General features: G+C 72.1%; 9 protein-coding genes. 6 read left to right on the top strand and 3 right to left on the bottom strand.

Annotation, left to right across the window (positions count from 1 at the left end; genetic code table 11):
• Positions 1–97 precede the first annotated feature (97 nt).
• A complete protein-coding gene (locus ACIHIX_RS31550; protein WP_399962116.1) occupies positions 98–1420 on the bottom strand; it encodes an extracellular solute-binding protein in 1323 nt (440 codons plus the stop codon).
• A 277-nt stretch (positions 1421–1697) separates the two neighbouring features.
• On the bottom strand, positions 1698–2828 hold the full coding sequence (locus tag ACIHIX_RS31545) for an ROK family transcriptional regulator (RefSeq protein WP_399962114.1): 1131 nt from the start codon (positions 2826–2828) through the stop codon (positions 1698–1700).
• Positions 2829–3146: 318 nt separating this feature from the next.
• Here ACIHIX_RS31545 and ACIHIX_RS31540 point away from each other — a divergent pair, with 318 nt between their 5' ends.
• From ACIHIX_RS31540 to ACIHIX_RS31515, 6 genes are all read left to right on the top strand, one after another.
• Complete coding sequence (locus ACIHIX_RS31540; RefSeq protein WP_399962112.1) at positions 3147–4055, top strand: BadF/BadG/BcrA/BcrD ATPase family protein; 909 nt, start codon at positions 3147–3149, stop codon at positions 4053–4055.
• A 168-nt stretch (positions 4056–4223) separates the two neighbouring features.
• Positions 4224–6158 (top strand): phosphatase PAP2 family protein, encoded by a 1935-nt coding sequence (locus ACIHIX_RS31535; RefSeq protein ID WP_399962110.1) that lies wholly within the window; start codon positions 4224–4226, stop codon positions 6156–6158.
• Between the two features lie 93 nt (positions 6159–6251).
• Positions 6252–7946 (top strand): phospholipid carrier-dependent glycosyltransferase, encoded by a 1695-nt coding sequence (locus ACIHIX_RS31530; RefSeq protein ID WP_399962107.1) that lies wholly within the window; start codon positions 6252–6254, stop codon positions 7944–7946.
• 124 nt (positions 7947–8070) lie between these two features.
• Positions 8071–8994 (top strand): MurR/RpiR family transcriptional regulator, encoded by a 924-nt coding sequence (locus tag ACIHIX_RS31525; RefSeq protein WP_399962105.1) that lies wholly within the window; start codon positions 8071–8073, stop codon positions 8992–8994.
• A 356-nt stretch (positions 8995–9350) separates the two neighbouring features.
• Entirely contained in the window at positions 9351–9734 is a 384-nt protein-coding gene (locus ACIHIX_RS31520; protein ID WP_399962103.1) for a hypothetical protein, read from the top strand.
• Between the two features lie 101 nt (positions 9735–9835).
• Entirely contained in the window at positions 9836–12193 is a 2358-nt protein-coding gene (locus ACIHIX_RS31515; protein ID WP_399962101.1) for a SpoIIE family protein phosphatase, read from the top strand.
• A gap of 250 nt (positions 12194–12443) precedes the next feature.
• Here the strand turns inward: ACIHIX_RS31515 and ACIHIX_RS31510 are convergent, their stop codons facing one another.
• Positions 12444–13094: a peptidoglycan-binding protein gene (locus tag ACIHIX_RS31510; protein WP_399962100.1), complete on the bottom strand. Its 651-nt coding sequence runs from the start codon at positions 13092–13094 to the stop codon at positions 12444–12446.
• Between the last annotated feature and the right edge of the window lie 6 nt (positions 13095–13100).

Genomic DNA, 13100 nt, shown 5'->3' with positions numbered 1-13100 from the left:
TTTTGGTGGGGTCTCACCCTTTGCGGGGGTCTTTTGTGGGGGGGGGGGGGGCGGGGGGGGGGGGGGCCCCCCCCCCCCCCGGCCCCCCGGCCCACGATCAGCCGCCGACCTGCTGGTTGTAGCCGGCGACGATGTTCTCCAGGGCCTTGTCGGCCGACTGCTCACCGTTGATCGCCTTGCCGATCTCCGCCTTGGTCGGGTCGTCGGCGAGGCTCTTGCCCTTCAGCACCCAGTTCGTCTGGGCCTTGTTGAAGTAGCCGGAGATCGGGTCGTAGAGCGGGATCGACTCGTTGTAGAGCTTGAACGCCGCCTGCGCCGCCTCGGACTTGAAGGGGTACGTCGGGTTCAGACCGGTCTCGACGGGCAGGAAGCCGGACGCCTCGCACAGCGCCTGGTAGTGGGCCGGCTCGTACAGCCAGGACAGGAACTTCTTCGCGGCTGCGGACGCGTCGGCGTTGTTGTTGAAGCCCACCGTCATGCCACCGCTGTTGACGTCACTGGCCTGGACCGGCTGGGCGGGGGTCGGGACGCTGGCCCACTCGAACTTCGTGATGCTCTCCGCGAAGGAGGCGACCTGCCACACGCCGGACCAGTAGGCGACGACGTCACCGCTCTGGAACATGGCCGACGGGTCGGCGCCGCTGGTCCACACCGACTTCGGCATGACCTTGTCGTCGTTCCATCCGACGAAGGTGTTCACGGCCTTCTTGGTCGCCTCGTCCACCGAGAACTTGCCGGAGTCGTCGGCGTGGACGTACTGCCCGCCCTTCTCGTACACCATGGCGCGCAGCCGGGACGGCGACTGGTCGAAGGTCAGGGAGTACTTGGCGTCGGTCTTCTCCCGGACCTTGTTGGCCGCCTTGATGAACTCGTCCCAGGTCCAGGTCTTGTCGGGCGAGGTCGGGTACGCGACGCCGGCCTTCTCGAACAGCGACTTGTTGATGAACATGCCGGACGCGGTGACGTCCGAGGGGATGGACAGCACCTTCCCGGACGAGTCCTTGGCGACGAAGTTGGCGTTGATCTTGTTCGTCTTGTTGTTGGCGATCTCACTGAGGTCGATCAGCTTGTTCGACCAGATCGGGTCCAGCGCCGGCACGGCCGCCACGTCGGGCAGCGAGTTCGCCTGCGCGGAGTTGCGCAGCTTCGTCGTGTAGCCGTCGTAGGGGATGTTGACGAGCTTGACCTTGACGCCGGTCTCCTTCTCGTACGCCGCCACCGACTTCTTCCAGCCCGCGTCCTGCCCCGGAACCGTGGAGATCCAGAACGTCAGCGACTTGGAGGTACCGCCCGAGTCGCCTCCGCCGCCACAGGCGGTCAGCAGCAGGGCACCTGCCGAGGCAACGGCAGCGAGGGGGACAACGCGGCGCAGACCGCCACGGCCGAGCCGGCGAGAGCGCCGCGCACCTACATTGGTCATCTTCGATCCCTTTTTCGTCGCAGGGGACGGAGCACGGCGCCGACCTGGGCGGCACGGGTGCATTTTGCAGGAAAAGTCACTTTCTGGGGGGCGCGGCCTCGCCCGGCCGCGTCTTCCTTGCGGGCGAGGATCCCCGGCCGTCCTGGCCGTCACCGCACGGGCACGCCCTCGTGCGGTTGCCGTACGTCGCGTACGGGCGGGACGCTCGCTCCAAGCCGGCGTCCCGGCCGACTTAGAAAGCGCTTGTCCGGACATTGGCAGACCGAGCCGGAACCCGTCAATCCTTGGCCCGCGCCACATCGGTCACGGTTTGGACTCCCCGGGCGACGGCGAGCCGCGAGGCACCCACGACGGTGCCGAGATCACCGACCGTGCTGCTGACCACCTCGGTCGGCCAGCTCAGCCGCGCCATCTCCGCCCGCACCCCGTCCAGGAGCTGCGGATCGGCGCCCGTGCTGCCCCCGAGAACGATCAGTCCGGGGTCCAGTACGGCGGTGACGGCGGCGGCAAGGCGGCCGATGTCGGCGGCATGGCGGTCCACGACCGTACGGGCCGTCGCACGGCCCTCCCGGGCGTGTGCGAAGAGCTCGTCGGCGGTACGCGGACAGGGCCCGTCCGCCTCCGGCCAGGCCTCGGCGGCCCGGCGGACCAGCGAGCGGGCGCCGATGTACTCCTCCAGGGCCTCCTGGCGCGGCTCCACGCCGTCGTCCCAGGGGTAGGGCAGCCGGGCCAGCTCACCGGCGGCCCCGTTCGCCCCACGCAGCACCTGGCCTCCCACGACGATGCCGAGACCGATACCGACGCCGATCCGCAGATAGCCGAACGAGGCCCGGCCGCGGGCGGCGCCCTCGTGCAGTTCGGCGAGCGCGGCGCAGTTGACGTTGTTCTCCAGGTGGACCGGCACGCCCCGGGGCAGGGCGACGGTGACGGCGTCGAAGACGGGCCCCGCCTTCGCGGTGGCCGGGCGCTGGCCCCGGCCGTCCTCCCCGGCGGTGACATCACCGACGGCGACGACGATGGAGCGCACCGGGGCTCCGTCGGGCAGCGCGAAGACGGCCTCGCGGACCACGTCGGCGGCCTCGTCCCGGGAGCCGGTGGCCTGCGCGAGCAGGGTGCCGTCCAGGGCGCAGCCGCGCACCCGGGTGAGGGCGGGGCCGAGGTCGACGGCGAGCACCGCGCCGGCGGCGGGCCCCAGACCGTATACGGCGGCGGAACGGCCGGTGGCGCCGGAGGCGGTGCCGGAGTGGGCGGCGAGACCGGCGCTCTCCAGTTCCGCGACGGCGGAGGACACCGTCGGCTTCGACAGGCCCGCCAGGCTCGCCAGCTGCGGGCGGGTCGCCGTGCCGGCCCGCGCCAGCACGGCGAAGACAGCGCTGGCGCTCTCGGTCAGACGGGGGGCTTCCGCCACGTCGTGTTCCACAGTTCTCCCACACAGGTCGAGCGCCGCGCCCCGGCTCGAAACGTCTGATCGGGGTGCGGCGATGGAATGCCATGACGTCACGCGTTCCCGCCCCACGGGGCCCGCCTGGGCCCGCTCGGAGGCCGAGTACGCGATTTCTCTTGACGCACTGTACTTCGTTAGTTAACTTCCTAACGAACGTCACGGTACTCGCCTGCCGTGGTCCGTCAGAAGCCCGTCCCGGGGCTTCGCTAGCTCCTGAACTGCCCTTCCACCAGGCACGGTTCGCCCGCCGTCGCAGCACTACGCAACGACGAAAGAGGATCCGTGCGGGAAGCCTCGTTTTCCGGCCCGCTCGTGCTGGGCATCGACGTGGGTGGCACCAAGACGCACCTGCGTGCGCTCGCGGGAGACACCCCGGTGACCGACCACGTCCGCCTCAGTCTCGGCTGGCGGCCCCACGACCCCGTGGCCGCCGCCGGCTGGCTGGCCGCGCTGGTCGCCGAAGCCCTGCCGACCGGCGTCCGCCCGACCGCCCTCGCCGTCGGCGGGCACGCCTGCGAGACCCCTCGTCAGTGCGCCCAGATCCGCACCGCACTGCAACTCCACTTCGACGTGCCCGCGCTGGTCGTGGGCGACGCCGAACTGCTCGCCCCCGCGGCGGGCCTGGACAAAGGTGTCGGCCTGGTCGCCGGGACCGGTTCGGTCGCCGTCGGCAGGACCGCCGACGGCTCCCTCGTCCAGGTCGGCGGCTGGGGCGCGGTCCTCGGTGACGAGGGCGGCTCGGCCGGTCTCGTCCGCGAGGCCGCGCGCGCCGTATGGGCCGCCCACGACCGCGGAGAGGAGCCCGACGCCCTCGCCGCCGGTCTGATCGCCGCCTTCGAGGTACCCGAAGTGCCCGCCCTCGGCGCGGCACTCGAACGCGCCCAGGACGTCTCCGCGGAATGGGGCCGGCACGCTCCCGCCGTGTTCGCCGCCGCCGACGCGGGCTCGGCTCTCGCCCGCGCGGTGATCGCCGACGGTGGCCGAGAGCTCGCCGCCCTGGTCGAACGCCTCGCCGCACGCGGCGTCGCGGTCGACGACGTGGTGGTGGCGGGCGGCACGATCCTCGCCCAACCCCTCTTGTACGACGCCTTCACCACCGCCCTCGCCGACAGGGTCCCGACAGCGCGGCCACAGCCGTTGCGGGTGCCGCCGGTCGAGGGGGCGGTGGCGCTGGCGCGTTCACTCCTGTGACACCTGCCGTACGCCGGGCCCACCCCGGTCCGACACGACTCGCCCGTAGATCTTCGCTCGTACGCCGCAGAAAGCGCATACGGCCCGTTCGGCCCCCCGCGCCCCACGGCGGTCCTTCGCACGACTCCCCCGGCCGTCACGGCCGAAGAACTCAAGAGAGGCAGCCGCATGCCGTCAACCGCCGGGCCCCGCTCGCACTCGCCGGTCAGTGAACTCGCCCCGAGCAGAAGGGGGTTCCTCCGCACCTCCCTGGGCGTCTCGGCCGGTGTGCTGGCCGCGCCCACCTTCGCCTCCTGGCTGGGCGCCGCCGACGCCAAGGCCGCCACCGCCGCCCTCGCGTTCGTCGACGACTACCGGACGAACGTCGTCGCGAACCAGACGCCCGAGACCAACGCGGTCATCCGCGCCCTCGGCGGCTTCGCCGAGATCTGGAAGACCGGCGGCGCCTGGAACACCGGCACGCCTCTGCTGCCGGAGATCCTGCGCGCCAACATGCGGTACTGCGCCCGCCTCACCCAGGCGCGCACCGAGGCGCAGGCGAAGGAGGCGTTCGTCTACGACCGCCAGCACCAGAGCTACGCCATGATCGGCGCGCTCGGTCCGCTCGCCGACCTCTACAAGTCGGGTGCCAAGGCGGTCACTTCGATCACCAGCGCGCCGGACACCACGCCCGCGACCACGATCAGCGACGCCGTCCCCGCCGACGCGCCCGCCGGATCCGCGCTCGGCGCCGGCTCGTACACCTCCGACCTCGGCCAGGTGGCCAAGCTGGTGGACACCGTGCGCGGTCCGTTCGCCTCCGGCAACCCGGCCAAGTTCGCCTTCCAGTACCCGCGTCCGTGGCGCATGAACGAGGACAGCGAGGTCGTCGACACAGGGAAGACCGACGCGCTCGGCTACCCGGTGTACGACTCGGACGTGGTCGTCGTGACGCAGCTGCTGCGTCAGCGCGGCACCAACGCGGCCGAGGACGGCGGCTTCCCGAGCGGTCACACCAACGCCTTCCACCTGGCGGCGCTCGCGTTCGCCTACGCGGTGCCGGAGCGGTTCCAGGAGCTGGTGACCCGCGCCTTCGAGCTGAGCCACACCCGGATCATGTCCGGCATGCACTCCACCGTCGACGTGCTGGGCGGCCGGGTCATGGCCACCGCCCTCGCCGCCGCCGCGCTGGCCGACTCCGCGAACGCCGACCTCAAGGCCGCCGCCCGCGCCCAGGCCCTCGCCTACTTCCAGCAGCAGACCGGCACGACCGCCGACACCCTGTTCGCCTACGCCCACCCGGACGCCGGCGACGCCTACGCCGACCGCGACGCCAACGCCCGTCTGGTCGAGCCGAAGTTGACGTACGTCCTCACCCGGCACGGCCGCAGCGAGCCGCTGACCGTGCCCAAGGGCGCGGAGGTGCTGCTGGAGACGCGGCTGCCCTACCTGGACGCGGAGCAGCGGCGCGAGGTGCTGCGCACGACCGCGCTGCCCTCGGGGTACGTCCTGCTGGACGGCTGGGAGCAGTGGGGCCGCCTCAACCTGTTCGCCGCGGCGGACGGTTACGGTTCCTTCGACTCCGACGTCACCGTCACCCTCGACGCGTCGTCCGGCGGCTTCCGGGCGGCCGACAGCTGGCGCAACGACATCGACGGCTGCGGCGGCCTGACCAAGCGGGGCACCGGCACGCTCACCCTGACCGGCCACAACCGGTACACGGGCGGCACCGTCGTCAAGGAGGGCGTCCTGGCCGCCGCCTCCGCCCACGCCCTCGGCCACGGCGACGTCCGTGTCTCCGGCGGCACGCTGACGGTGACGACGACCAAGTCGGTGCAGATACACGGCAGTTACGCCCAGGAGTCCGCCGCGCTCGACGTCACGCTGCGCTCGGGCCGCGGTCCCGCCCTTGAGGTCACGCGCCGTGCGGTGCTCGGCATGGGCAGTGTGCTGACGCTGCACCTGGACGCCGAGAAGCCGCCGGTCGTCGGCAGCGTGGTCCGGGTGCTGAGCGCGGCGGGGCTGCGCGGACGGTTCGACCGCGTGGAGCTGAACTCCGACACGCTGCGGGCCGTACCCGTCTACACGGCGGAAGGTCTGTCGGTACGACTCCTGAAGCGGTGACGTCCCCCGGGGGCGGGAGCTGGTGCAGAGTGGGCGCATGAGGCGTCCCGGCATCGCTCCCGCTCCCGCGCGGCCCCTGTCATCGCGGGGCGGATGATGGCGCGCGAACTGCACTCGGTCCTGGACCGGGAACCCCTCCCCACCGCCCCCGCGCGCCCGCCGCGACGGCGGCCCTGGCTCGTGCCGCTCCTGGTGGGTCTGCTGCTCGCCCAGATGACCGTCGCGATGGTGACGGCGGCGGTGCAGCAGACGCCGACCATCGACGAGCCCGTGTACGTGGCCACGGCCACCGACTACCTCCATGAGCACCGTGTCCGCTACAACCCCGAACACCCGCCCCTGGGCAAGTTGATCGTCGAGGTCGGTATCGCGTTCGCCGACCCGCGCTACGACGCGTCCTTCGAGGGTGACCAGGGGCAGGTGGGGCGGCATCTGCTGTACGAGTCCGGCAACGACCCCTGGCGGGTGATGCTGTGGGCCAGGCTGCCGGTGATCGTGCTGACGCTGGCGTTCGGACTGGTGGTGTTCGCCTTCGCCCGTGACCTGATGGGCTCCACCGGCGGTTTGCTCGCTCTGGCCCTGTACGCCTTCTCCCCCGACCTCATCACCCATGGCTCCCTCGCCACGCTCGACGTACCGGCGGCCGGGTTCCTCCTGACGTCGGTATGGCTGCTGTGGCGGGCCCGGCGCCGGCCGCGGCTGTACGTGCCGCTCGCCGGGGTGGCCGCCGGCGCCGCGCTGGCCACCAAGATGAGCACGCTTGCTTCGGTTCCGGTGTTGCTGGCGCTCGCGGCCTGGTCGGTGTGGCGCGCCGCGGAACGAGGCCCGAGTGATGTGGCGCCGGGAGCTCGGAAGGGGCACCGGGCGGTGGCGCGGGCGCTCGGCGGCGCCGCCGTCGTGGCGCTGGGCGCCCTGGTCGTCGTATGGGCGTCGTATCTCGTGGTCGATCCGCGGTTGCGCTGGACGCCGCAGGAGCAGGTGCCGGCCGTGCACGGGGCGCGGGCGCTGCTCGTCGATCTGCTGCCGTTCCCGGAGGCGTACCGGGACGGGATGCGGGTGCAGTTCGGCTTCGAGGACTATCCGTGGCAGGGCTTTCTGTTCGGGCGGCTCTACACCGGGTCCCTCTGGTACTACCTGCCGGCCGCGCTGCTGGTGAAGACGCCGCTCGGGATGCTGGCGCTGTGGCTCGCGGGTGCCGTCGCGGTGGTGGCGGTACGGCGGCTGCGGCCCGCGGCGCCCTATCTGCTGGTCCCCACCGCCGTGCTGCTCGGTGCGGCGATGACCGGGTCGCGGGACTTCGGCACCCGGTACGCGATCTTCGTGCCGATGTTCCTCGCGGTGGCGGCGTCCGGGTTCCTCGCGGTGCGATGGCGGTGGGCCGGTGCCGTGGCCGGGGCGCTGGTGCTGTTCGTCGCGGTCAGCTCGGTGCGTACCTATCCGTTCTATCTGCCGTATGCCAACGAGGCGTTCGGCGGTCCGGACAAGACGCATCTGCGGCTGCACGACTCCAATGTGGACTGGGGTCAGGACCTGGGGCGCCTCGCCGACCGGCTGCGGGAGCGGTATCCGGGCGAGCGGGTCTGGCTCGTGTACAAGGGTGCCGGAGTGCCGTCGTACTACGGCATCGAGGCGGCCGATCCGCGCAAGGCGGAGCCGGACGCGGTGCGCGGGCTGCTCGTGGTGTCGGACTCGGCGGCCGCGAAGGCCACCGGGCGACTGGCCGAACTGATCGACAGCGCGCGTTCGATCGACCATATTGGTCATTCGATCACCGTCTATCGACGGTGACATCCGTCCCTCGTGAGCAACTTGAGCATGCGTCCGCCGAGTTCCCGAGGCCCGTCCACAACCCCTGGTCACGGGGGTGTGTGAGCTATGTTGAGGCACTGTGGAAGACAAAGGAGACGCACCCGTGACCTCGCTTCAGCAGGCACGTGCGCAGGCATCCGCCATCACTTCGGGCAAGTCGGGACCGGAAGCGGAGGCCGCACCGACTTCCCAGCTCAGGACCCTCTTCGACCGGCCGCGACTGTCTCCGGGGCAGCGCCGGATCGCCCAGTACCTGATCGAGCACATCACCGAGGCGGCCTTCCTCTCGATCACCGATCTCGCCGAGCGCGTCGGGGTCAGCCAGCCGTCGGTGACCCGGTTCGCGGCGGCGGTGGGCTTCAGCGGCTACCCCGCGCTGCGCGAGAAACTCCAGTCCATCGCGCTGGGCACCCTGGCCGGCGGGCCCGTCGCGGCCGAGGAGAACCAGGGCAACGAACTCCAGGCCGCGGTGGACGCCGAGATCGAGAACCTGGAGAACCTGCGCCGCGACTTCGCCGACCCCGACCAGGTCATCGACATCGGCCGCAAGCTGTCGGCGTCGACACCGCTGACCGTCCTCGGCGTGCGCATCTCGGTGTCGCTGGCGGAGTACTTCGCCTACGCGGCGCGGCGCGTCCATCCCGATGTGCGGCTGGTGACGCTGGGCGGGAGCGTCGCCTACGACGCGCTGCTCCAGTCCCGTGAGGCCGGTGGCACCTGGGTGCTGGCGTTCTCGATGCCGCGGCACGCACAGGAGACGCTCACGGCGGTGCGGGTGGCCCGCAGCGCGGGGCTGAAGGTCGCCCTGATCACCGACCTTGCGCTCGGTCCGATGGCCGACGAGGCGGACGTGGTCTTCGCCACCGGCACCGGCTCCCGCCTGGTCTTCGACTCCTACGCCGCCCCCGGCGTGATGGCCGCCGCGCTGCTCCAGGCCATGACGGACGCGGATCCCGAGCGCACCCAGGCGCGGCTCGAGGAGTACGAGCAGATCTCCGAGCAGCACCAGTTCTTCCTGCGGGACTGACCCCCCGCCTCCGGCCCCTTCGACCACTCCCGACGAAGCAACTCACAAAGGGATCATCCTGCCCACATCACACATGAATGTTTTCATACGTCTTGCAAAGCGGACGGCATATATAAATACTGCTCACGGATCGCGACCGGGCCGCTTCCCGGGACTCGTTCCGCACCCCCGTCCCCACCCGCCACACCCCCTCACGCCCCGGACATCCGAAGCCGCCGTCTCCTACCCGCGTCGGCGCCCGGATGTCCGGTCGGGCATCGCCTGCGCGAGCGCCCGCTGCGGCCCCGGTCATCCCCTAGGCCGGGGCCGCACACAACCGTCGGACCACCCCGCACGACGCCGCACACCGGGAAGCGATGACCATGACTGTCACGACGACGACACGCATCACCCAGGACTGGCCCTGTCAGGTCAAGCCGCCCGGCAGCTACGACTGGGAGCGCTCGGCCGCCAAGTGGCTGCGCGAGCTGGTGCCGGCGCGCTACGCCAGCTACCCGGCGCTCATCCGCCACCCCGTCCTCCTCGCCCGGCACGCGCAGATCCAGGTCCAGCACGAGATCCGGGTCGCCCGCACCGCCCTCCAGACGGCCCGCGCGGACCTGCCCGGGCTCGGACTGCCCGAGTCGGTCATCGAGCACACGATCAAGCTGTACGCGGCGGAGGTACTGCAACTCCAGCACATCGCGCGCAGCGTCCGCGCGGTCACCCGGGCCTTGATCGACCAGAACGCCGGACGCTGACGAACGCTCCCCGGCCCAGGTGACCTGACCCGGCACTTTCGCGTGAAGCCGGTCCCGACAAGACCCCCCTCGGGGCGGTCCACCTGTGCAATGCTCAGGGCGTGACGAGCGAGCCCGCCATCCCCCCGGATTCCGGTACCGCCCCCGACACGGCCGCCCTGGCCAAGATCGTCGCCCGGCAGCGTGCCGAGATGGACCGGTTGCGGGACCAGGCCGCGACCTCGACCGTCGTGGAGCGGGCGAAGGGCGCCGTGATGGCCCTGACCGGCTGTTCTCCCGACGCGGCCGGAGAGGAACTGGTCAAGCGCGCCAAGACGGCCCACCGCACCCTGCTGGAGGAGTGCTGGCTCACCCTCGGCGCCCTGGTCCCGCCCCTGTCGGCCGGCACGCCCGAACCGGACCTCCACGCCGCCCTGCCCGAGACGACGCTCGTCCGGCACGACACCACCGACCTGGGCCGGCTCGGCAAGGCCCTGGTCCGCGTGGGCACACCCCAGGACCTGGCCCGGTGCCTCCTGGAACATCTGTCGCCGGGCGCCGAGGCCGACGCCGTCATGATCTACGCCCGTCTGCCCGCCGGAGGCCTGGCACTGATCGGGCACGCCGGCATCGACGAGACGCTGGCCGCCCAGTGGCGCCATGTGCCACCGCTCAGCGGCATCGCCGCCCTGGAGGCGCTGCGGACCCGCGAACCGCGCTGGCTGGAGGACATCCGCTCGGACAGCGAGCGGCACCTGCTGATCGGCAACCCGCCCGAGCGCTGGCTGTCCCGCGCCTGGGTGCCCGTGGTCACCCGGGACACCGCCGAGGTCTGCATCGGCTTCCTGCGCGCCCAGGGCGGACCGTTCGCCCCGCACCAACGTGAACACCTGGTGGCCGTCGCCCAGCTCTGCGCCGGCCGGCTGCGCGCCTTCGACTCACGTATCGAACCGGCCGCCGACCACGCCGTGCAGACGGTGTTCGACGCGCTGCCCGGCGCCAGTCTGCTGCTCACCCCGCTGCGTGCCGCGTCCGGCGAGGTCGAGGACTACCGTGTCGCCGCCGCGACCGAGGAGGCGTTCGACGCCCTCGGCCGCACCGGCCGTGAACTGGTCGGGCTGCGGCTCCTCGAGTGCTTCCCGAACCTCGCCCACGAGCCGCTGTGGCAGGGCTGTCTGCACACCCTCACCAGCGGGGAGCCGTACGACGGCGAGCCCTTCGCCCAGCAGGCGATGGTGGCCGGGATCTCCGAACTGTCCACCTACACGGTGCGGGTGGCGAGGCTGGGCGCCACGCTCGCCCTCACCTGGATCCGGCACGACTCCTCCGACCTCCAGGAACAGCGGCTCGCGGACGTACAGCGGCTCGGCAACCTCGGCTGGACGAACTGGAACCTGCTCACGCACGAGGTCGGCTGGTCCTCCCAGGTCTACGCCGTCCTCGACCGCGATCCCGCGGACGGCCCGCTGCGGATCACCGCGCTGCCCGAGCTCGCGCTCGCCGAGGACGCCCCCGCGCTGACCCGGGCCGTCGGGGACCTCGTGCGCCGCGGACGGCCGCTCGCGATGCCCTTCCGGATCAGGGCCGCGGACGGCGTCCGGCATCTGCGGGTCGTGGCCGAGGCGGTCACCGACGCACAGGGCACCCCGGTAGAGGTGCACGGGTTCCTCCAGGACCTCACCGCGCAGCGCCGAGCCGAACTCGCCCTCGTCGAGAGCGAACAGGCCATCCTCACGCAGCACGACGTGCTGCGCACCGAGCGCACCCTCGCCGCCCGGCTCCAGCACGCGCTGCTCCCGCTGCCCACCCATCCCCTGAGTCTGGCCGGTCTGCGCGTCGAAGTGGCCTATCTGCCCGCCCAGTCAGGCGTCCACGTCGGCGGGGACTGGTTCAGCGCCATCGAACTGCCCGACGGCGACGCCCTGTTCGTGGTCGGCGACGTCGCGGGTCACGGCATCGACGCCGTCGCCACCATGGCCCAACTCCGGTTCACCGCCAAGGGCATGGTCATCACCGGCTCCTCGCTGACCGGCGCCCTCACCCGGCTCAACACCCTGCTGCTGCACTCCCGCGACTCGCACGGCACGGCCACCATGGTCCTGGCCCGCTACTCCCCGGCCGAACACCGTCTGGTGTGGGCGCAGGCGGGGCACCCGCCACCCCTGCTCCAGCGCGCGGGCGAGGTGCGGTACCTGGGCCGGCCGGGCGGGATGCTGCTCGGGGCGAGCGGCTCCCCGGCCTTCGAGGAGGCCGAGTGCCGGCTCGAACCCGGCGACCGGCTCATGCTCTACACGGACGGACTGGTGGAGCGCCCGTCCGAGGGCATCGACAGGGGCCTGAAGCGGCTCGCCGAGGCCGTCGTGAGCCACCGGGCCGACGGCCCCGGATCGCTGCGCCCGCTGCTGGCCGACCTGCTGGAGGGCGAGCGCCGCGACGACGTGTGCGTGCTGGACATCCGGGTGCCGTACGACGAGATCTGATGCCCGGGCGCCGACGGCGACGCCGGTCAGGGCGTGTCGTCGTGGCGGTGGCGCCAGTACCAGAACGCGCCGATGACGAGGGCCGCCAGGAAGACGGCGGGCAGGACTAGGCCGGGGATACGGGAGAGGGTCATCGGCGTGGCCTTCGGTGGCAAGGTGTGCGGTGCCGCCCATGGTGACGCCTGTCGGCGCGTGCTCCGTGCTCTTTTCCCTTCGCGTTGCCCGGTGTTCGACAGGTGCCGTCGCCGGGTCAGCCGCCGGAGCTCGTCCGGGATTCCAGATCGCGGCGGGTGTCGTCGCCGTAGACACCGGTCTCGTCGCCCCGGATGCCGTACCAGAGCTGGAAGCGGGCCACGGCCTCGGTGAGGACGGTGTCGTAGGTGCCGTCGGTGGATCCGTTCGCGTAGACGTCGGGGATGCGCAGCAGGCGTTCCTGGAGGTCGGACACCTCGGGGCCGCTGTCGCCCTGCCGGAGGGTGCCGGCGCCGTCGGGGTCGGGGTCCGGGGCGGGAGCGGCCGGTGCGGTCGACGGGGTCGAGGGCGTGGGGGAAGGCGCGGGCGCGGCGGTGCCGTCGGCCCGGCCCGGGAGCAGCAGCGCGCAGCCGAAGCCGACCAGGGCCGCCGCGCCCACGGCGACCACGACGGCGGCACGACGCAGACCGGAGCCGGGGCCGGGGCGGGCCGCGCCGACCGGTGGCAGCTCCTGGGTCGCGTCCTCGACGCCGAAGTCCTCGTGACCGGACAGCCGTTGCGGCATCACCACGGACTCGAAGCCCGTGGTGCGTCGGGGCATGTCCTTCATCAGTTCGGCGAGGGCGTCGGTGCGGCGCGGGCGCAGGACGCGGATCGGTTCGAGGACCGGGCGGTCGTCCGGTTGCCCGGGCTCGGGCGATGTCGACACGTCGTT

This window comes from Streptomyces sp. NPDC051913, assembly GCF_044593635.1.
GTDB lineage: Bacteria > Actinomycetota > Actinomycetes > Streptomycetales > Streptomycetaceae > Streptomyces.
This window is presented reverse-complemented; position numbering and strand designations above follow the sequence as displayed.

Bases quoted from the DNA above. Each gene is read 5' to 3' on its own strand.
- ACIHIX_RS31535 (WP_399962110.1), top strand. From the start codon at position 4,224: ATGCCGTCAACCGCCGGGCCCCGCTCGCACTCGCCGGTCAGTGAACTC.
- ACIHIX_RS31520 (WP_399962103.1), top strand. From the start codon at position 9,351: ATGACCATGACTGTCACGACGACGACACGCATCACCCAGGACTGGCCC.
- ACIHIX_RS31530 (WP_399962107.1), top strand. From the start codon at position 6,252: ATGATGGCGCGCGAACTGCACTCGGTCCTGGACCGGGAACCCCTCCCC.
- ACIHIX_RS31550 (WP_399962116.1), bottom strand. From the start codon at position 1,420: ATGACCAATGTAGGTGCGCGGCGCTCTCGCCGGCTCGGCCGTGGCGGT.